Source organism: Eisenbergiella massiliensis, assembly GCF_003435485.1.
The window spans coordinates 49113-68109 of the sequence record NZ_QVLV01000004.1 but is presented as its reverse complement, the minus strand read 5'-3'; the positions used below and the strand labels follow the sequence as shown (position 1 = coordinate 68109).

Below are 18997 nucleotides of genomic sequence, written 5' to 3'. Positions count from 1 at the left end.
GAATTTACCGTCAATTTTTACTTTGCAGCCTGACGGGTACATTTTTCTGCCCGCCCGCAATAGCATCTTCCTAAAGACGAAAAGAGGATATATTTTAAAAAATATACCCTCCTGAAACTTTTCCTGTTTTATTTTTCCTGATTGCTTCTTTCTTTATCAGCCTCCTGCCGTTGCACCGGTCCACAGGTGCCTCCTGCCGCCTTTGCTTTTGCGTGTTTCCGCAAAGCACTTATCACAGATACGGAAGGATGCGCCAAGAGGAAGCAGGCTGCCGCAGTACTGGCATTTCTGGATATACTCCTTTTTGTTTTTCGCCAGATAGCGCATGATCGTTTCTTCGGTTTTTTCCCGTTCCCTGTCCAGCCTTTCCAGATCAATGTTCTTGCCCAGGCGGACGGAGAACTGATAGTACAGATCCAGCATCTTATAGAAGGTTTCATACCGGGCAAGGCCTGAATCGCTGCACATGATCAGGGCCGGGAAATGCAGGCACGCATCCGCCGTATAGGTTTTGCAGTAATACAGCCACAGCGTTACAATATCCCGGTTTTTGATATCAATGGAGCAGGTAAGCATGCGGTAAAGCATATGCTTATCCTCAAAGCCGTCGATTTCCTTCCGGTCCCTGTATGCCTTTTCATATAAAAACAGCATATCCTCGATACTTATTTTTTCAAAGGGCGGCTCCGTCGCCACGGATTTCCAGATTTTTAAAATCGCATCCAGCGGCTCGTCCATATCAAGCAGGACCTGGGGAAAGCCCAGGCTTACACAGGACACATCCGGTTCCTTTTCATCGAAATGCTCCTTAATATAATCAAGGCCTTCCTGGCCCACCGCGTTCACATAGCCGGTATCATAAATGCCATATCTTCCCGCCCTGCCGCCGATCTGCTTGATCTCCGCAGCCAGCAGGGGACGCGTATTCTTCCCGTCGAATTTGCTGGTATGGACGAAAACAATCCTTTTTACCGGAAGGTTCAGCCCCATGCCGATAGCGTCCGTGGCAACCACCACCTTGGTTTCGTGGCCGGAAAACATACGGATCTGGCGCCGCCTGATTTCCGGGGGGAGGCTGCCGTAGATGACGCTTGCCCGGACGCCCATTCTTTCCAGGCGGCCAGCGATGTCCAGCACCGCCCTTTTTGTAAAAACAATCAGCGCGTCGCCCTCCTGCACATCTTCCGGAAACCGGAAGGCCTCGTCCTCACATACCAGCTTTGTCTTGCGCTCATACCTGCGGGTTTCACAGGTGTCGCCGCACAGGCTGATCAGATGGATAACTGCCTTTTCCGCCGCCGGGCTCATGCAGACATGCACCTCCGGCGCCTGGACGCCCAGGATTGCCCTCGTCCAGGAATGCCCCCTGTCCGGATCGGCAATCATCTGCGCCTCATCAATGACCGCCACATCGTATTTCTGATCTATATCAAGCATTTCCACCGTGGAGGAAATAATCCTGCTGTTTTCCTCATAGATACGTTCCTCCCCGGTCAGCATGGTGCATGGGATCCGGTACTCCTTCATCTTTTCATAGACCTCCAGCGCAAGAAGGCGCAGCGGCCCCAGGTAGACACCGTTCTGCGCTTCCCTGAGACGCTCCAGCGCCTGATAGGTTTTACCGCAGTTGGTCGGGCCGATATGGAGGATGAATTTCCGTTTCATTTCCAGGGCCTGGGGAAATTCCATTTCCGGCCTGGTGGGAACCATATCTATGATCTGGTTTTTAATTCCTGATTCCGCGTAGCTTTTCGACAGGCTTTTTATGCTTCTCTTGCAGATCTCAAAGGGCTTCTCTTCCCGCAGGAACTCCAGGAACTTCACTGTAATCAGCTCCTGCTCCTCCGGCCGCATGTCCGAGAGATCAAGTCGCACCAGCTCCTTCATCAGAAGATCCCGGATCTCCATGATCGCAAACTGGTTGTTCTGCCGGAACGCATAATAGGACAGATTCCGTATCTGCCTGTGGTATTCCTCCAAATGCGGCTGGCTGAGCTTTGTGGTCTTCACATTCCGCATCTCATGCAGCAGCCGCGTGATTCTCTCCTCGTAATTCTTTTTCCCATCGTTGTTTTTCTTCTTCAGCCTGGCAGCGCATTCCTTGTACTGCAAATAGTAAAACTGCACCAGCTTTTCATTCTGTACCATAAAAACCTTCCTCTTATCCAAAAACTCCGTTCAGCTGACATTTCGCCATTGGCATTATTCTATCATAACATGCCCGTTCTTACTATCCTAAATTATTACTGTGCAAAGGAAGGTCAGCTACAGCCATCACCTCCATACTGTTGCTGCCGGTATCCTATCTTCTCAGCCGCCTTCTAGTAAAAGGGACAACAAAATACAATCAGGCCATATTCCCGCAAACTTATTGACACAACCGCCCAAAAAAGATATTTTATAATTATAGCCGCCGGGAATATCTGCCGCTGCCCAGCTGTCTGCGGGAAAAGGCATGCAACAGAGTGATATAATTAAAGCCAATATCAGATATAATAATTATTGATTTTACTTATATTAAATTTTGTAATATGATGAATGTAAACGGACCCGGAAAGCGGCCTGAACCACCGTTTTTACAAAAAATAAAACATACAAAGGAGTCTTAAATCATGGAAAAACTTTACACAGGTAAGACAAAAGATGTTTATCAGCTGGAAAACGGCAACGTTCTGCTGAAATTCAAGGATGACTGCACCGGAAAAGACGGAAAATTCGATCCCGGTGAAAACTCTGTAGGCCTGACAATCGAAGGCATCGGCAGAGAGAACCTGAAAACCTCCGTTCACTATTTCGAACTGCTTAAGGCAGCCGGCGTAAAAACCCATTATGTAAGCGCAGATGTGGAAAACGCCACCATGGAAGTTCTTCCTGCAACCGTATTTGGCCATGGCCTGGAAGTAATCTGCCGTCTGGTAGCAACCGGAAGCTTTATCCGCCGTTACGGCGAATATATGGAAGACGGCACCCGCATTGAAGGCGGCTATGTTGAGACTACCTTCAAGGATGACGCAAAGGGCGATCCGCTGGTAACAAAGGATGCACTGGCAGTGCTGGGCGTTATGACTCCCGAAATGTACGACAGCATGAAAGAGCAGACTCTGGCTATCACAAAGGTCGTTGCCGATGATCTTGCGAAGAAGGGCATGGATCTGTATGACATCAAGTTTGAGTTCGGCTATGACAAGAACGGCGAGGTTATCCTGATCGACGAAATCGCCAGCGGCAATATGAGAGTTTACAAGGACGGAAAGATCGTAGATCCCATGGATCTTACCAAGATGATTCTTGCATAATAAGCATCCCTTATCCGTTCTGCATTACAGTTATCCACACTGTTGCATTTGACAGAAACAGACATAATCCCTTATACTGAAGTTCGTTACAGGCTGCCGTCTGAAAGGATGGCAGCCAAGGAAAACGGCCTGGTATGAGGGATTTTTTTATGATGGCAAATCTGGAATATTATAAAGTATTTTATCATGTGGTCAAATGCGGCTCGGTCACCCAGGCCGCCGGCGCGCTGTCGCTCTCCCAGCCTGCGGTGAGCCAGAGCCTGAAGCAGCTGGAGACTGCGCTGGGCGTGGTACTCGTTAAACGCACCTCCCACGGCATCACCCCCACAGCGGAAGGGCGGGAGCTTTTTTCCTATGTGGAAAAGGGCTATGAACAGTTCGAGGCGGGGGAAAAACGGATTCTGCAGATGTGCAATCTGGAACGTGGGGAAATCACCATCGGCGCTTCCGATATGACGCTGCGTTTTTTCCTGCTCCCCTATCTGGAACGCTTCCATGAAAAAAATCCGGGAATCAAGGTTTCTGTGACAAACGGGCCGACGCCCGCCACCATGGACCTTCTGCGGGAAGGGAAAATTGACTTCGGCGTAGTGTCCGGGCCGATTCTGCCGGAAGACGGCATCGGCATGCTTCCTGTGAAGGAAATAGAAGATATTTTCGTTATAGGGAAAAATTTTTCCCAGTATGCAGGAAAGACGCATCCCTTAAAGCTTCTGGAGCAGCTCCCGTTAATCACCATGGAGAAGCCCACCAGCACAAGGAAATATGTGCAGAGCTTCCTGGAAGAAAGAGGCGTCCGCATTAATCCGGAATTTGAACTGGCAACCAGCGATATGATCGTTCAGTTTGCGCTGCGCAATCTGGGTGTGGGAAGCGTTGTGCGGGACTTTGCGGCGCAGGAGCTTGCCAGCGGGGAGCTGATGGAACTGAAATTCGAAGAGCCGGTGCCGGTGCGGGATTTTCTTGTGGTGACGGATGAAAGAAGCCGGAAAAGCCTGGCCGCGGCAGCGCTTCTGGAAATGATGAAGGATACATTGAAACGAGGAGAAATAAAATGATCAAGACAATTATATTTGATATCGGAGGCGTGCTGGCCGGCTTTGACTGGCGCACTTTTTATGAGGGGCAGGGCTTCGGCGGGGAAATGATTGAGCGTCTCGCCGATGCCACGGTCAGAAGCGAGGTCTGGAAGGAATATGACAGGGGCTGCCTGACCGATGAGGAAATCCTGCAGCGTTTCGTTGCAAACGACCCTGAAATTGAAACGGAAATCCGAAAGGCATTGGATGATTTCCATGGCCTGGTAACAAAATATGACTATGCGATCCCCTGGGTGAAAGAGCTGAAGGCAGAGGGCTTCCAGATTCTGGTCCTCTCCAATTTCTCACAGAAGGCCTTGCGGGAATGCTGGCATGGGCTGGATTTTCTGCCCTATGTGGACGGCGGCATCCTTTCCTTTCAGGATAAGCTCATCAAGCCTATGCCGGAAATCTATCATCTGATTCTGGACCGGTATCACTTAACCCCCGGGGAATGCGTTTTCATGGATGATACACAGCCTAACGTTGATGCGGCAAGGGCCATCGGGATCCATGCCTTCCGGTTCGAAAACCAGGCGCAGGCTCGGGAGGAACTTAAGAAACTGGGCGTTGGGGCCGGCTGAAGCACTTATCTTTTTAACCCTAAATACCCTTCTGTCTGTCAAAAACACAAAGGAGATTTTCCTATATGATAAATCCGGTAAAAGTGATCGTCGTCGGCATGGGCGCACGGGCAATGATTTATGCAGGGGAGGCCTTATCGCATCCTGAGCTTTTTACCATCGCCGGCATTGTTGACATCAATCAGGAAAGGGTACATGCGGCGCAGCAGCTTTTTCATGTTCCAGACAGCCATTGCTTCAGGACGGTGGAAGAGCTTACCGCTGTCCCCAAATTTGCGGATGCCGTGATTAACTGTACCATGGACCGTCTGCATGTGGCAACAACGATCCCACTGCTCAAAAAAGGCTACGATGTGCTTCTGGAAAAGCCCTTTGCTGTAAATCAGCAGGAAGCCGATGCCCTTTTGCGGTGCGCCGATGAGACCAAACGGACCGTCATGATCTGCCATGTGCTCCGCTATGCACCTTTTTACAGGGAAATCAGGAAGATATTGGGAAGCGGTGAAATTGGGCGGATCATTAATATCCAGATGAATGAACAGGTCAGCTATTTCCATGAGTCCGTTTCCTACGTGCGGGGAAAATATGCCTCGCCGGAATTGTGCGGCTCAGGAATGCTTTTATCCAAATGCAGCCACGATCTGGATATCATGGCCTGGCTGATGAAGGGAAATCTCCCGAAGACCGTGGCCAGCGTCGGTTCCGTCTTTCAGTTTATCCCGGAAATGGCCCCTGAAAATGCCGGTACCCATTGTCTAAACAACTGTCCTGCCGAACGAAGCTGTACATATTCCGCCAAAAGGCTTTATATCGAAAATCCCCAGCGGTGGGCAAATAACATCTGGCATGACAGCGGGGTTTCTCAGCCCACAGCGGAGGAAAAAATAAGGCTGCTGTCCGAAGCCGATAACCCCTACAGCCGCTGTGTCTACCGCTGCGGGCTGAAAATCGTTGATCATCAGTCCATCCTGATCGCATTTTCCGACGGGGCCACCGGCACCTTCTCCATGAACGGCGGGGCAGCGGCTTCCGGCAGGAATATCCATATTACCGGCACAAAGGGTGAGATTATCGGCAATTTTGAAAGCCAGCAGTTTTTGGTGCGCCTCATAAAGCCGGAGCATCCGGGAGGGCAGCTCAGCCGCATCGTCGATGTCTCCGCCGACCAGCTCGGCAATCCTCACGGGAATGGGGATCAGGCCGTCGTGCAGGACTTTTTCTCTTTGCTGCGCGGCGAGGCCGCCTCTTTTTGCTGCACCACACTGGCAGACTCCATGGTGGGACACAGGCTGGTCTTTCTTGCGGAAGAATCACGGGAAAAAGGAGGGGAATCAGTGAGGTATTGACTGCGTTCCTCCTGATTCCCCATTTAATTTTTGCTTCTTTACCAATTCTCTGATGTATTTTCTGCTGCCCTGCCTATTCCACGATGGATTCTCCTCCGCCCCAACAATTCCACGATGAATCCTTAGCCGCCCTACCACTCGGCAATGGAACCGTCCGCATGTCTCCATACAGGATTTTTCCAGTTATGGGGCGTGCGGTTTTCTTCCTCCACCAGCTCCTTATTTACCTCCACACCAAGGCCCGGTTTCCGGGGCAGGCTGACAAAGCCGTCCGTAAATGCAAAATCCTCCCGGTTATTCACGTAATCCAGGACACTTTTCCCCACATTGTAATGAATGCCGATGCTCTGCTCCTGAATTACCGCATTATAGCAGGTGGCATCCACATTCAGGCAGGCGGCCAGGGCTATCGGCCCCAGAGGGCAGTGGGGCGCGAGGGCCACATCGTACGCCTCTGCCATAGACGCGATTTTTTTCACCTCCGTAATGCCGCCGGCATGGGACAGGTCAGGCTGGATAATATCCACGCCGCCCGCATGCAGAAGGCGTTTGAAATCCCACCGGGAATACAGGCGTTCCCCTGTGGCAATGGGGATATTGCACGCTGCCGCTATCTCTGCAAAGGCTTCCATATTTTCACACAAAACCGGCTCCTCCAGAAACATCGGGTCAAATTCCTCCAGCTTTTTCGCCAGAACCTTAGCCATTGGCTTATGCACGCGTCCGTGGAAATCTATGGCAATCCCGAACGCCCTTCCGCAGGACTCCCTGATCGCCGCCACCCGCTCCAATACGGCATCAATTTTGTCATAGGAATCAATCATCTGCAGCTCTTCCGTTGCGTTCATCTTAACCGCGGTAAAGCCTTCCTCCAGCTTTTCCCTGGCCGCTTTGCCCACATCCGAAGGGCGGTCTCCGCCAACCCAGGAATACACCCGCATTTTATCCCTGCAGGTGCCGCCCATCAGCTCATATACCGGCGCCTGAAACATCTTTCCCTTAATATCCCACAGCGCCTGGTCAATTCCGGAAATGGCGCTCATCATAATGCCGCCGCCCCGGTAAAAGCCCGCCCTGTACAGCGTTGTCCAGATATCTTCAATCCGCGAAGGGTCTGCCTGCAGGAGATAATCCTCCATTTCCTCCACACAGCGCAGCACTGTCCCCGCATGTCCCTCCAGGACAGCTTCTCCCCATCCGGTGATTCCCTCATCCGTTTCGATCTCCACAAAGCCCCATCTGGGCCGTACCAAATAGGTATTCACCTTTGTAATTTTCATTTTATCCGCGTCCCCTTACCTTCTCTATTTTATCAACCATAGCTCTGACGTACGCCGCACAGGCTTCCCAATCCCCTTTTGCCGCCGCTTCCTTTGGCACCAGGCTGCTGCCCAGCCCCGCCCCAATACAGCCCTGTCTGAAAAAATCCGTCAGGTTTTCAGGCGTCACACCGCCGATTGCCACATACTCCGTATTATCAAAAGGCCCTTTCAGAAGCTTCACATAGCCGGCAGACATCCCCCCTGCCGGAAACAGCTTGAGCGTGGAAAAACCATACCGCAGGCACAGCGCCACATCAGAAGGCGTGAGGACTCCCGGCATCATCATAATATCATTCTCCTGACAGTAAGCCAGCACCTGTTCATCCGACGACGGCGACAGAAGGAACTGCGCCCCGCTTTCCACCGCCTTTTCCGCGGCTTCCGCCGTCAGCACGGTTCCCGCCCCAACCAGAATTTCCTTTCCAAAACTGTTTCTGATCAGGCGGATTTGCTCCAGCGCGTGCGGCGTATTCATCGCCACTTCAAAAAAATGGACGCCTCCCCTTATGACCGCCCCCACATAATCCTCCGTCTGCTCCAGCGGCACATTGCGCATAATAGCCAGCAATGGGTTTTCCTGTACGGTTTCCCGCATATTCATAGCTTATTGTTCCCCCTTTCCCAATGACGGTGGATGCCGTTATGCCTTACGGAACGGGCACTTGCTGTCCTCCCGGCAACCGATATGGCATCCGATATGGCATCCGCATAAAACCAACATTATATTATCATATTACTACTTTTATGCCCGGCATAGAAGGGATTATATTGTTGGATTTTCCCGGGCAAATTTTTGTGCGGGAAAACTTTTGCGTAGGAAAAATGGAAAACAGTATGGTACAGCTCCATCGGGACCTTATCCGCATTTCAAACAACCAAAAGAAAGCATTCTGGGAACATAACGAAGGCTTTTACATATCGTCCACATAAAGAAATACGCCTACCGAAAAAACCTGAGCCGTCGTGGTGATTTTCATGTATCCATTATATTTTTCTATAGATTTCCTGATATTTTTCAAATTTTTAAGGGGCTGCCGCATTAGCGAACAGCCCCTCCTCATCCTTTATATTCCCCATCAATAAGCATGCCCCAAAGGCTCCGGCCCAAGCGGCGCCTTTCCGGGATTAATTATCTGAAAACCGTTTGCCTTATATTCTTCATAATCGAAATTCTCCAGCTCATCATATCCAAGCTTATGATATTCGTAGAAGCCTTCCCAGTCCTCATAGCCGTCGCCCAGCTTATGCTCCAGGAATGCATCCGCCATGGCCATTCCCGTACGCGGGGCCACATAATAACCGCCCATGGCCATCACATTGCAGTTATTGGCCGTCACGCACCGCAGGGCGGCAGGGACGGTTTCAACGACCGCGCTGTGTACATGAGGGCATTTGCTGGCCGCGATATGGATCCCCATCCCGGTTCCGCAGAACAGCAGGGCACGTTCAAATTCCCCCTCCGCAACCATGGCCCCGGCTCTGAGGCCGATGCGCTGGTACATCTCCGGCTCTCCCGTATCCCCGGCCTTCATGCCCACATCCGTAACCGTCCAGCCGCGTTCCTTTAAATGCTTTACCACTGCTTCCTTTAATTCAAAGCCGCCGAAATCAGCCGCCACCAGAATCTGCTTATCCTTTACCATTTTCATTCCCTGTTTCCTCCGTTTCCCAATAATCTCCCCTACCCTTTGACACCGCCGCCCGTAATGCCGGATACGATTTTATCCGACAGCAGCAGGTATAAAATAAAGGTGGGAAGGAACACCATCATAACAGCCGCAAAAAGCCCGGCCCAGTTTCCCGTATAGGTCATTGCCGTAATTATATTCTGAAGGCCCATTGACAGGGTGCGGATTTCATCGTTCCCGTTGGCAAAAATCAGGGCCATAAAATATTCATTCCAGGTATTCATAAAATTAAAAATCGTTACGGTAATAATTCCAGGCGAAGCCATGGGAACCATGATCCGCCAAAGCGCGCCCGTCTGGGAACAGCCGTCTATCCTGGCAGCCTCCGCCAGCGCGGAAGGGACGCTTGAAAAGAAGGCGGTCAGGAAGTATACCGTATACGGCACATTCAGGGTGGTATATAAAATAATCAATGTGATCAGATGCCCCACAAGCCCTGCGCGCACAAACCAGCAGTAGAGCGGAATAATGAGCATAACCTGCGGAATGCTCATGCCTACCACAAAAATATTGAAGGTCAGCTTCTTGCCGATAAACGTTTTCTTCGAAAGGACATAGGCCGCCGGGGCAGAAATAAGGATAATAAATGCGCAGGACAGCGCGCTGCAGAGTATACTGTTGATAAAGTAACGCCCCACGTTATTGTCCTTCCACACATTGGTATAGTTTTCAAGATGGACACCGCTGTCAAGAAGCGTCCCTGAAAAGATTTCCCGGGTCGTGCTGAACGAAGCCAGAAGTATCCAGCCGAAGGCAAAGACAAAAAATACCACCCAGATGACAAGAGGGATATATTTTAACACCTCCAGGGCACGGTGCACGGTAAAGGTACGTTTTTTCTTCAATACTCCAGCTCCTCCTCTCTCAGTACTTTGTTCATGATAATATAGATTATCAAAACCAGAACCGCAACCAGCACGCCTACCGCCGCACCGGCCCCCACATCCAGGACTGTGCCCGCATTGGCTGAACCGAATACCTTGTTATAGAGGAAATAAACAGGGGTTATCGTCTCCACATTCGCCCTGGAGGAGAACATTTTCGCCCAAACGAAAAAGTTTACGCTGGTGATTGTCCACAGGGTCACGCAGGTACGGAATACATTCCGGATCAGGGGAAAGGTGATCCGCCAGAACTGCGTCCAGCTGTCCGCTCCATCCAGACGCGCGCTTTCATATAAATCTCTGGGAATCCGCTCAATCCCGGAAAGAAAAATCAGCATAAAATAGCCCACGCTTCCATAAACGAAGGAAAGCAGCATGGCCCAGAACAAATACTGCGGCGAGGTCCAGTTTATTTCCTCCAGTTTTTCCATTCCCAGAGTGCCGAACAGCTGCTTGAGCATGCCGAACTTATTCTGGAACACATACTGCAGCCACATGGTGGATAATGCTACGGCAGATATGCTGTTAGGCAGATATATCGCAGACCGCCAGAAGCGCTTTCCCTTTACGCCTGACGCCAGGATGACCGCAAAAAACAGCGCAACGGATAAGGTTAGGATACCGCCGATTAACCATATTTTACCGATATTCCTGAGAGATGCCAGAAAAACGCTGTTTCTGAACAGCTCCGTATAATTCCGGAGCCTGACAAATTTCCAGTCCGCCATATCACTGCTGATGCTGGGCAGTTGATTCAGGCTCATCATAACCGTACGGATTATGGGGTACGCAAACATCACAAGAAAACACAGCACCGCCGGTCCCAGCGATATCAGCATAAAAAGCTTTTCTCTTTTTTTCAACCTTCCGTCTCCTTTCAGCAGGGAAAGACCGCCGCATTCGGACCGGTACCCTTCATGCGGCAGCCCCTGATATCATTACTGCATTGTAACTGTATTACTTCAGCTGGGATTTGATTTCCTCTACAAACTTCGGCGCATCAATGTCACCTGCAAGCAGCTTTGTGAACGATGCATTGATAATAGCGCGGACATCCGCATCCTCCAGGTTGCTTCCGCCCCATACGAAGGCATCCGTACTTTCTTCCATAAGCTCTCCCACACAAACCAGGTTGTCGGGAAGAGTAATTCCGTTAATGACCGGAATACACTGTGCTTCATCCGCAAGCGCCTGCTGGGTCTTAACTGATGTAAATTCCGCAAGCAGAGCCACTGCTTCCTCCGGATGTTCACAATCCTTGTTTACACCGTAGAACTGGCAGCCTGTGGTATAAGTCGTGTACGGATATTTTGAGCCTTCCGGAGCGGGGAAGAACATGGCGCCCCACTGGAAATCATCACCTGTAATCTCCGCCACTTCATTGGGAAGCCAGGAACCATTATAGTACATGGCAGCGGTGCCCATGGCAAATTCACCGTTCTGGGCAGCCGGGAAAACATTGGAGCCCACGGACTTGGCAAAATATCCTTTTTCACGCAACTCCTGGAAATCCTCCGCCATCTGCAGTATGGCCGGGTCATCCCACAGCTTGCCGGTTTTATCCGTCAGAAGCTCTCCCACCCAGTCAACATCCTTGATCATGGCAAGATAATGGCCGTACATGCTCTGCTGATATGCATCATCCACCGTAATCGGATCATAACCTGCATCCTTAATCTTCTGGCAGCAGTCAAGGAACTCATCCCATGTGGCAGGCATTTTATCAATACCGGCCTCGGCAAAAATTGCCTTATTGTAGAACAGGGTCCCCACGAACGGCTGGGAAGGGATATAATACCAGGATTTTCCGTCAGAGGTATAGCTCTTCGCAAAGGAAGCCATTCCTTCGGTGATGGAGCTTTCAAACTCCGTCCCTTCCATATACGGCGTCAGATCCATAAGATAATCCTCGCCGAGGTTTCCTGTGATTTTGCTGAAATCACCTTCCACAATATCAATCTTGTTGCCGGAATCAATACTGGATCTCAAAATATCACGGACATCGCGTCCCGCCCAGTTCACTTCCACCTTACAGCCCGGGTTATTTTCCTCAAAGCGGGAAATCGCAGCCTTCAGGACCTGTGCCTGTGTCTCATTTTCGCTCCACTGCGCCCAATAGCTGAGAACGATATCTTCCTTCTGTCCGCTTTCGCCCTGCGCTTCCTGCGTAGGCTCCGTTTCCTGTCCGGTGCTGCTTCCTTCGGTCTGTACCGCTTCCGCCTGCCCCTGATCCTTTTGATTCTGGCTGCTTTCCTGTGGCTTGCCGCCGCAGGCCGTCATTGACAGTACCATTGCTGCCGTCAGCAGCAGTACACATAATTTTTTCATCACTCTTCCTCCTTTATTGATGAAATAAAATATATTTTTTCTCCAGCTGTCTGGAGGTAAAACCTTTTTTGTTTCCGCTATTTCCGTTTTATCCCGAATTCCATATACCCTTGCGGGGATTTCAGTATGCCGCTCACCCTGCGGACTCCGCAGTCCACCCGCTTCTCCTGCCGCCAGCGCCCCGGTTTTTCCGGCTTCACTCCCAAAAGGTACGCGCCGTACAGGTATACAGGGATGCCGCTCCAGCCATGGCACAGGCTGCCGGCCCCGTCAAAGGCTTCCGGCCCCTGATCCGTTTCCCAGAAGGCTGTCGCTCCTGAAAACAGCATGCTTCCCCACCTTTCCGCAATCTGGCCAAATACCGACTCTCCATAAATATCAGGCGCCTCCAGCAGCGCCTCGTATTTGAAAATACTGTGGCTCAATGTTGCAGCCAGCCAGCGGCCTTCGTAAAGCCCCTGCCGCAGATCGGCCCTTCTCTGCGCCGGACAGGCCTTGGTGTACAGCGCCAGCGCCTGAATCAGCTCCGCATACTGAAGCCTTTGATTGTCACGCAGGAAGGAGGCGTACGCTCCGTTTTCCTCATCCCAGAAGGCCTCCAGGCCTTCCGCAAGCGCCCGGCATTCCTGAATAAGCGCCCCGGCGTCCCGGCCCAGATATCCATACAGGGCTGCCATCCGCTGCAGTGCAAGAAGGCCAAACAGCTGCAGCCCCGCATCTGCGGACGGCGGCGCAGGCGATTCATGCTCCATGGGCTGCCCGTCCAGCAGTTCATTCCATTCGTAAAAATTCCAATAGCCCGGCTCCTGATAGCAAAAGGCCGTCCCGTTATGTATATGGCCGCGCAGGCTGTCCAGGATTTTATCCGCGGTTTCAAGCATCTCTTCACCGAAGGCAAGGTCACCGCTGTATCTGCAATATTCCTCCAGCGCAATGATAAAAGCCAGGCTGAAGCTCGGGATGTTGACCGGCACCCTCGCTGGGGCGCACAGCTCTAAAAGTCCGTCTTCCCGCTGGGAAAGAGCAAGCAGCCGCAGATTTTCCCGCGCGTAGTCAAATTCCCCGAAAGCGTAATAGCCGCAAAGCATCTGATTTCGGCTGTCAAAGCCGTAAAGCGCCTGCTCCCGCCAGGGACAGTCCTCATAATGCTCGTGCATGCACAGATGGAGCGTTCGTTTTGCCGTCTCATAAATTTTAGTGTGCAGCAGGCTGCCGCACGCAAAAACCGGAGCTTCATCCACCGGATATTGTACCTCAAGCAGTCCGGCTTCATAGATGACTGCCTCCCTGCAATGGATAAACAGCTGCAGATACCGGCAGCCCAGGCGGCGGAAATAGTGCACGAAACGGCTGCGTTCCGGCCCGGAAGCATATGCCGCGGCAAAGGATCTTGCGCCCACGCTTGTTCTTACCCGCAAATCCTGAAGATGCTCCCCGAAGCCAATCTCTATTTCGGCAGGGACCGGGGTTGTAATATCCAATGCCAGGTAACCGCTTGTCATTCTTTCCAAATCAAGGGCGAGAAACAATCCGTCCTTCTCCTCTGTCTTCAGATGCAGCCCGGAAGGCCTGGGCAGCTCCCTTCCATATTCACCAGGATTATAAGCAAGACCCGATAATTCCCTGTAATAAAGCCCTGCTCTCTGAAGCCGTTCTCCGATGCTGCCCTCCGCTTCCATACGGAAGACCCCCTGCGTCATGATCCGGGCCTTCCGGCAATCCTTTACAAGCAATTCCTTTACGGGCCGCTTAACCAATCGGGCCTCCTTCTGGACAACAGCCGCCTTTTCCCACAGCACAGGCTCCGGCGTGTGGCAGCGGAAGGTCATTCCCAGCTGCGGAGTGATGTTTTCCACCTCTCCCTGTATATAGCCCGGAAGGAGCCTTGCCCGGCAGCTTCCGCCGCTGCCGCATAAAAGCACATTCCCCTGCCGGATTTCAAACCGAAGCCCCGGGGGCTCACGGCGGCAGACCGAGCTGTCCCTGCCGGGATACCAGACCCTGATTTCCAGCAGATTCTCACCTCTGTGGAGAAACGGTGTGATATCCGGTGTCTGCACAGCCTTGTAATCCGGAAAATCAGCATATTGGGCCGACGAAATATACTGCCCGTTCACAAAAGCCGCATACTGGCCTTCCGCGCTGATATGGAGCTTAACCCGCCCCTGCGCCTGCGCCGGCCGGAAGCTTCTCTGAAACTGCCCGTAGCAATTGCACTCCGGGGCCCCACACAGCCAAATCCATTCGGAACAGGGAGAAAATAAGCCTTCCCTCTCATTTATTGCCATCGCAAGCCCCCCTGTCCTTTCCTTTTGTATCACAGGCCGACATCAGCCTTTGTTCCTCCTCCGGCAGATACAGCCTGAGGAAATCCCCCATCTTCAATACCGCTGCCTCCGCTTCCGGAAAATCCCCGATAAAAATCGGCCAGGAATGCGGCATATGGTCCCCCACTATCAGTTCCACCTGGTTTCCCGCCCTGCGGCTCTTCCTGTAAAAACGTATGGCATCGTCAAAAAGGAGTTCATCCGTTCCCACATATAGCTGCATAGGCGGCAGCCCCAACAGATCCCCGTAAAGAGGCGACAGCCATGGGTGCGTTTTATCCCGGCCCGGTGCATACAGCTCCGCCACATCGCTTATAATAAAGCTGTCCTCCGCAAGGATATAATCAAAATCCACCATCTCCGTATGGCTTCCCTCCATGGTATCCATGAAGGTAATCGGACTCATCAGAACCGCTGCCGCCGGCATGGGAAGCTCTTCCTCCTTCAGCCTCAGAAGCAGCGCCAATGCCAGATTTGCCCCCGCCGACTCTCCCGCCAGCGCGAGATTCTGCGCCCTCCAGCCCTTCTCAAGCAGCCCTAAATAGAATGAATAACAGTCATCCATACCTGCCGGGAAGGGATGCTCCGGCATCAGCCTGTAATTGAAATGTACCGCGGCAAAACCGATTTTTTTTGCCATAGGCGCCAGAAAAATACGGGTCTGACGGATACTTCCCAACGACCATCCGCCTCCATGGATATACACCATTGCTTTATTCCCCGGGCACCCTTCCGGAACCAGCCACTCCGCCTGTAGATTTCCAATGCGGGTTTTGTGCTGTAAAACCCCTGGACAGCCGGCATCCTCCGAAGTAATGCGCTCTTCCTGAAGCTGCCGCAGCCTGGCATACCCTATCCTGCGGGGATTGTCAAAGGGGGAGGTACGAAATTTTTCTGCAAAATATAAATACTCTGAACTTGGCATAATAGCAGCTCCAATTACAGTGACCTGTTTGAAATCACGGCTCTGATTTCTATGTGATTATGATAACATCCTGTTGATACGGAGTCCATGCATTTGGGGGCTAAAAACATACACTTTTTTACAAAATCACTTTTTTTGCCTCCCGTCCGGGCAACACAAATACAGGGAAGGATTCCTCCTTCCCTGCATGAATTGCCATTTCATTATTCATATTGCCGTTTTCCTGAATTCCCGGGGGGAAATGCCGACCTGGTTCTTAAAAAAGCGGGAGCAGTAAAACTCATTATTAAAATGCAGTTCGGCAGAAATGTCCCTGACAGACATATCGGTCGTCTGAAGAAGGAACTTAATCCGGTTTAACAATATGGTATTCAGATATGATTTTACACTCTGCCCGGTGGCCTTTTTGTAATGATACGCCAGCTTGCGGGGCGTGGTACCGATATTCTGGCACACATCGCCTATCGACAGGTCCGCATAAATATGAGTGGTCGTATAAGTGAAAAATTTTTCAAATTTAAGATAGATTGACAGATCGTCGGAATACTTTTCCACAAACGGCTGAACCGCGCCCAGGATAATCTGATCCAGCTTCAGCCGGAAGGGAAGAACCGCTGAAATATCGCCGCTGTGGAGCACCTCCTTCAGGCGTTCAATCTCCTCCCTGGAGCTGTCAATCTCCAGAATGTGATCCAGCTCCGACAGCAGATCCTGATTCGGGAGGATGAAAACCCTGAAATGAACATACAGTTTTTCCAGATAGGTATCACATTGGCTGGAAAAGGGAAGCTTCGCCGGTATCAGGTAAATATGGTAGGGCTGCAGCGTAAGGGTTCCCGATTCCGTAATAAGCGCGCCCTCGCCGCCCAGGGTGATATAAAGCCGGTTCACATTGTCATGGGGCGTGCAGCACCATTCCTTTCCCACTATGACATGCCTTAACTGCGTCAGTTCAATATTCAGATACTTGTATATATTCATCGCCGAGGAAAACAGGTAATCATATCTGTGCTGCATAAGCCGCTCCTTTTATCACTGTGGTTTTAACCTGCACGGATTGCTGCAGGGTATATGCTGTTTTTATTAAAGTATAACACAGCGGAAACCATTTCACATCTATTTAAAAGATTATAAAAAACAGACTTTTGCTGCCATTAGGACGGCTCTTATACGCTCATTGAGGAGAAGCTTATTCAAAGTTACCGCTGTGCACCGATCCCTCTACAACTCTTTTTTTAAATAAACCATATCCACAAGCTGTACCCCTTCCTCAAAAATGAGATGATCATAATTATCCGTAAAGAAGTCAGGAATCCTGTGGGAAAGTGTAAATCCATTATTTTCATAAAACCGCAGGGTGGAAGGGACATCGCCTGTCCCCACAAGCATGGTTCTATATTTATCTTTGTAATATGAGGAAATATACTGTATAAGCCTTCCGGCATAGCCCATATTCTGCCACTTTTCATAGGTAGCGATACTTTTAAGCTCGCAGGTATCGGGACTTTCCTCTGTAACTACGCATATGCTTTTTAAATCATTATCATATAAGGCAAACAATTCTCCGCGTTCAAGATACCTGTCTATCATAGACTCCTGTTCATCAGCAAGCAGCAGTAAATCGATGAATTGTTTCTTATTTTCATTTATAATTTTAATTTCCATGGCATCCTCCCTGACTGCGCCGTATTATTGAAAAATAGTGTCTGTTCAGTTACTTTACAGCTTCTGTAAAAATCCATCCTGAATCATTTTCTTATTCTTTGTTCTGACAGCAGTTACAAATAATCATTTTGTACCTTCATCTACATCCAATCCTGTCAGATTTCCCTGCTTATCCCGCACGGCATAAATTTTAACCATACTGTCCTCAAACGGTCCGAAATAATGCTTCAGCGATGTATCCTCAAAATATCCCACCAGTTCGCCATGATAATACAGCCGATCAGAATCTGCATCATATGTTAAACCATACTGACCGTAAACCTCATAGGCATCCTCAATCCGTTCTTTTACCATCTCTTCCACATCGTCTGTATAGCCATCGATGCTGATGCTGATTTCTAACTCACCTGCCGCGTCTTTCAAAGACGGCGTTCTGTCTGCATATTCCTGTTGGCTGAAGGAACTTACCCCGATAAGCGCCCCTATTGTATCCCGTTCTGCATAAACATCCACAGCACCGGCTTTATTAGGCCATTTTATATAACGGTCCGTATCGGTAATATCTTCAAAATATCGAACCTGTTCTCCGTTAAAATACAGTCTGTCTTCTTTTTTGTCGTATACCAGCCCATAAGGCTGATAAGGTTCAAAGACCCCCGCTTTTTCTTCCCTCTTTCTCTGCTCTTTCTGCGCTGACCTCAGAAGTCCTGTGCCGATGATTGCTGCCAAAATCAATAGGACTGCACAGATAACTGCTGCCGTCAGTACTTTTTTTCTTACCGCTTCCGAATGCTTCCTTGTGTTTTTAGCCATAATCCCTCCGTTTGGGGCCGGTGTGTTTATTATACGCTTGATTTATCAGACACTTGCTTTTTATAACTCTGCGTATTCCCTTCCGCAGCAGCGACCGGATCAGTCGTTCCAGCTGGTGGCATCCTGGGGCATTTCTGCATTGTAGCAGCCCAGCTTGTGGAAATCATACCATTCTGTGATTATTTTTTCCGGAGCCGCCTCCAGGGCGAACAGCACTTCCTTCGCAAATTCCAATGGAGCCGTGCCGTTTGCCGTGATTATCTTTCCATCCCTGACGGCTTGCTTCATAACATACCTTTGTTCTCCTGTATATGCCTCTCCCGCCCATTGTTTTAAATCATTCAGGTCATTGCCTGTATGATACGCATCATTCAGGGCGCCCACGGTTCCCAAAAACGCGGCGGCATCGCAAATTCCGCCCAAAACCTTTCCGTTTTCCCTGCATTGTTCAACGAGGGGCCTGATCCTGCGGGCCTCCTCATTTCTCCACGCCAGTCCCCCAATTAAAACAAGCGCTTCATATGTGGAAGGGACCGAATTAATATCATAATCAGGCAGTACACGGAAACCGCCGATGGAGGCCACAGGTTCCCTGGTCAGGGATACCGTCTTAACTTCAAACCTTCCACGTCCCAGCATATAGAGGGCCGAGGACAGATAAGCAGCCTCCCAGTCGGCATACGGCTCCAATATTACAAATAAAACACATTTCTTCATATATTTTCTCCTTTTCTTTTAAT

Annotated in this window: 17 protein-coding genes; 4 read left to right on the top strand and 13 right to left on the bottom strand. The window is 50.5% G+C overall.

Going from position 1 to position 18997, the window contains the following annotated elements; all coding sequences use genetic code 11:
- Window positions 1-156: 156 nt before the first annotated feature.
- Window positions 157-2148 (bottom strand): helicase-related protein, encoded by a 1992-nt coding sequence (locus DXC51_RS07345; RefSeq protein WP_021638007.1) that lies wholly within the window; start codon window positions 2146-2148, stop codon window positions 157-159.
- Between the two features lie 464 nt (window positions 2149-2612).
- On the opposite strand from DXC51_RS07345, the gene DXC51_RS07340 reads away from it, so the two are divergent.
- The 4 genes from DXC51_RS07340 to DXC51_RS07325 all read left to right on the top strand — a co-directional run bounded on the left by DXC51_RS07340 (window position 2613) and on the right by DXC51_RS07325 (window position 6305).
- Window positions 2613-3296 (top strand): phosphoribosylaminoimidazolesuccinocarboxamide synthase, encoded by a 684-nt coding sequence (locus tag DXC51_RS07340; RefSeq protein WP_021638005.1) that lies wholly within the window; start codon window positions 2613-2615, stop codon window positions 3294-3296.
- A 134-nt stretch (window positions 3297-3430) separates the two neighbouring features.
- Window positions 3431-4354 (top strand): LysR family transcriptional regulator, encoded by a 924-nt coding sequence (locus tag DXC51_RS07335; protein ID WP_021638004.1) that lies wholly within the window; start codon window positions 3431-3433, stop codon window positions 4352-4354.
- Window positions 4351-4959: an HAD family hydrolase gene (locus DXC51_RS07330; protein ID WP_102289395.1), complete on the top strand. Its 609-nt coding sequence runs from the start codon at window positions 4351-4353 to the stop codon at window positions 4957-4959. The genes DXC51_RS07335 and DXC51_RS07330 overlap by 4 nt, the downstream gene beginning before the upstream one ends.
- A gap of 65 nt (window positions 4960-5024) precedes the next feature.
- A complete protein-coding gene (locus DXC51_RS07325) occupies window positions 5025-6305 on the top strand; it encodes a Gfo/Idh/MocA family protein (protein ID WP_117544194.1) in 1281 nt (426 codons plus the stop codon).
- Between the two features lie 131 nt (window positions 6306-6436).
- Here the strand turns inward: DXC51_RS07325 and dgoD are convergent, their stop codons facing one another.
- The 12 genes from dgoD to DXC51_RS07260 form a co-directional block, all read right to left on the bottom strand.
- Window positions 6437-7585, bottom strand: coding sequence for a galactonate dehydratase (dgoD, locus tag DXC51_RS07320; protein WP_117544193.1), 1149 nt, complete (start codon window positions 7583-7585; stop codon window positions 6437-6439).
- A gap of 1 nt (window position 7586) precedes the next feature.
- Window positions 7587-8228 (bottom strand): bifunctional 4-hydroxy-2-oxoglutarate aldolase/2-dehydro-3-deoxy-phosphogluconate aldolase, encoded by a 642-nt coding sequence (locus DXC51_RS07315; RefSeq protein WP_243003149.1) that lies wholly within the window; start codon window positions 8226-8228, stop codon window positions 7587-7589.
- A 475-nt stretch (window positions 8229-8703) separates the two neighbouring features.
- Complete coding sequence (locus tag DXC51_RS07305) at window positions 8704-9276, bottom strand: RpiB/LacA/LacB family sugar-phosphate isomerase (protein WP_021637997.1); 573 nt, start codon at window positions 9274-9276, stop codon at window positions 8704-8706.
- A 32-nt stretch (window positions 9277-9308) separates the two neighbouring features.
- Window positions 9309-10160, bottom strand: a complete 852-nt coding sequence (locus DXC51_RS07300) for a carbohydrate ABC transporter permease (protein ID WP_021637996.1) — start codon at window positions 10158-10160, stop codon at window positions 9309-9311.
- On the bottom strand, window positions 10157-11062 hold the full coding sequence (locus DXC51_RS07295; protein ID WP_198168655.1) for a carbohydrate ABC transporter permease: 906 nt from the start codon (window positions 11060-11062) through the stop codon (window positions 10157-10159). Before DXC51_RS07295 ends, DXC51_RS07300 begins: the two co-directional genes overlap by 4 nt.
- Window positions 11063-11156: 94 nt before the next feature.
- Window positions 11157-12527 carry an ABC transporter substrate-binding protein gene (locus DXC51_RS07290; RefSeq protein WP_117544191.1) on the bottom strand — a complete coding sequence of 457 codons (1371 nt, stop codon included), beginning with the start codon at window positions 12525-12527 and terminating at the stop codon, window positions 11157-11159.
- Window positions 12528-12604: 77 nt separating this feature from the next.
- Window positions 12605-14815: an alpha-L-rhamnosidase-related protein gene (locus DXC51_RS07285; RefSeq protein ID WP_117544190.1), complete on the bottom strand. Its 2211-nt coding sequence runs from the start codon at window positions 14813-14815 to the stop codon at window positions 12605-12607.
- Entirely contained in the window at window positions 14802-15779 is a 978-nt protein-coding gene (locus tag DXC51_RS07280; protein WP_117544189.1) for an alpha/beta hydrolase, read from the bottom strand. The genes DXC51_RS07285 and DXC51_RS07280 overlap by 14 nt, the downstream gene beginning before the upstream one ends.
- A 207-nt stretch (window positions 15780-15986) precedes the next feature.
- Window positions 15987-16796, bottom strand: a complete 810-nt coding sequence (locus DXC51_RS07275) for a helix-turn-helix transcriptional regulator (RefSeq protein ID WP_117544188.1) — start codon at window positions 16794-16796, stop codon at window positions 15987-15989.
- Between the two features lie 204 nt (window positions 16797-17000).
- The gene (locus DXC51_RS07270; protein WP_025489192.1) at window positions 17001-17444 is read right to left on the bottom strand and encodes a GNAT family N-acetyltransferase; all 444 of its coding nucleotides are present in this window, start codon (window positions 17442-17444) and stop codon (window positions 17001-17003) included.
- A 123-nt stretch (window positions 17445-17567) separates the two neighbouring features.
- Window positions 17568-18257: a hypothetical protein gene (locus DXC51_RS07265; RefSeq protein ID WP_117544187.1), complete on the bottom strand. Its 690-nt coding sequence runs from the start codon at window positions 18255-18257 to the stop codon at window positions 17568-17570.
- 99 nt (window positions 18258-18356) lie between these two features.
- On the bottom strand, window positions 18357-18974 hold the full coding sequence (locus DXC51_RS07260; RefSeq protein ID WP_117544186.1) for a type 1 glutamine amidotransferase family protein: 618 nt from the start codon (window positions 18972-18974) through the stop codon (window positions 18357-18359).
- Between the last annotated feature and the right edge of the window lie 23 nt (window positions 18975-18997).

Coding starts and splice junctions, on each gene's coding strand:
- DXC51_RS07345 (WP_021638007.1), bottom strand. CDS start 2,148: ATGGTACAGAATGAAAAGCTGGTGCAGTTTTACTATTTGCAGTACAAG.
- DXC51_RS07340 (WP_021638005.1), top strand. CDS start 2,613: ATGGAAAAACTTTACACAGGTAAGACAAAAGATGTTTATCAGCTGGAA.
- DXC51_RS07335 (WP_021638004.1), top strand. CDS start 3,431: ATGAGGGATTTTTTTATGATGGCAAATCTGGAATATTATAAAGTATTT.
- DXC51_RS07330 (WP_102289395.1), top strand. CDS start 4,351: ATGATCAAGACAATTATATTTGATATCGGAGGCGTGCTGGCCGGCTTT.
- DXC51_RS07325 (WP_117544194.1), top strand. CDS start 5,025: ATGATAAATCCGGTAAAAGTGATCGTCGTCGGCATGGGCGCACGGGCA.
- dgoD (WP_117544193.1), bottom strand. CDS start 7,585: ATGAAAATTACAAAGGTGAATACCTATTTGGTACGGCCCAGATGGGGC.
- DXC51_RS07315 (WP_243003149.1), bottom strand. CDS start 8,228: ATGAATATGCGGGAAACCGTACAGGAAAACCCATTGCTGGCTATTATG.
- DXC51_RS07305 (WP_021637997.1), bottom strand. CDS start 9,276: ATGAAAATGGTAAAGGATAAGCAGATTCTGGTGGCGGCTGATTTCGGC.
- DXC51_RS07290 (WP_117544191.1), bottom strand. CDS start 12,527: ATGAAAAAATTATGTGTACTGCTGCTGACGGCAGCAATGGTACTGTCA.
- DXC51_RS07285 (WP_117544190.1), bottom strand. CDS start 14,815: ATGGCAATAAATGAGAGGGAAGGCTTATTTTCTCCCTGTTCCGAATGG.
- DXC51_RS07280 (WP_117544189.1), bottom strand. CDS start 15,779: ATGCCAAGTTCAGAGTATTTATATTTTGCAGAAAAATTTCGTACCTCC.
- DXC51_RS07275 (WP_117544188.1), bottom strand. CDS start 16,796: ATGCAGCACAGATATGATTACCTGTTTTCCTCGGCGATGAATATATAC.
- DXC51_RS07270 (WP_025489192.1), bottom strand. CDS start 17,444: ATGGAAATTAAAATTATAAATGAAAATAAGAAACAATTCATCGATTTA.
- DXC51_RS07265 (WP_117544187.1), bottom strand. CDS start 18,257: ATGGCTAAAAACACAAGGAAGCATTCGGAAGCGGTAAGAAAAAAAGTA.
- DXC51_RS07260 (WP_117544186.1), bottom strand. CDS start 18,974: ATGAAGAAATGTGTTTTATTTGTAATATTGGAGCCGTATGCCGACTGG.